General features: G+C 52.3%; 3 protein-coding genes. All 3 read left to right on the forward strand.

The annotated features are described in order from the left end of the window. A partial coding sequence (locus AWU77_RS20225) for a putative Ig domain-containing protein (RefSeq protein ID WP_152625200.1) occupies positions 1-235 on the forward strand: 235 nt, incomplete at its 5' end. Further along, positions 213-479 (forward strand): putative Ig domain-containing protein, encoded by a 267-nt coding sequence (locus AWU77_RS20230; RefSeq protein ID WP_152625201.1) that lies wholly within the window; start codon positions 213-215, stop codon positions 477-479. The genes AWU77_RS20225 and AWU77_RS20230, both read left to right, overlap by 23 nt. Continuing rightward, a partial coding sequence (locus AWU77_RS00025; RefSeq protein WP_193747458.1) for a putative Ig domain-containing protein occupies positions 391-664 on the forward strand: 274 nt, incomplete at its 3' end. The genes AWU77_RS20230 and AWU77_RS00025, both read left to right, overlap by 89 nt.

The following is a 664-nucleotide window of genomic DNA, read 5'->3' on the forward strand; positions in this document are numbered from 1 at the left end:
CGATGTGGATGCGGGCGATACGCTGACTTATAGCGTGCAATTAGCGGGTGGTGGTGCATTACCTGCCTGGCTGAGTTTTGATGCAGTAACTCGCACGTTTAGTGGCACGCCAGCGAACGCCGATGTCGGTACAGTATCGATTGATGTGATTGCGAGTGACGGTAACGGCGGTACCGTCACCGATACGTTTGTTATTACCGTTGCCAACACCAATGATGCGCCCACAGTNGTTTAACGATGTTGATGCGGGCGATACGCTTACCTATAGCGCGCAATTAGCCGGTGGCGGTGCCTTACCGGCGTGGTTAAGTTTCGATGCGGTAACTCGCACGTTTAGCGGAACGCCAGCCAATGCCGATGTCGGCACTGTATCGATTGATGTGATTGCGAGTGACGGNCGATACGTTCGTCATTACCGTTGCCAATACCAACGATGCACCCACCGTCGTCAATCTAATCGCCGATCAAAACGCGACTGAAGATGCTGCGTTTAATTTTCAATTTGCATCTAACACCTTTAGCGATGTCGATGTCGGTGATACGCTGACTTATAGCGCGCAATTGGCGGGTGGAGGTGTATTGCCCGCGTGGCTGAGTTTTGATGCAGTGACTCGCACTTTTAGTGGTACACCGGCGAATGCCGATGTCGGTACTGTATCGATTG

It is taken from the genome of Cellvibrio sp. OA-2007 (assembly GCF_000953825.1).
Classification (GTDB): domain Bacteria; phylum Pseudomonadota; class Gammaproteobacteria; order Pseudomonadales; family Cellvibrionaceae; genus Cellvibrio.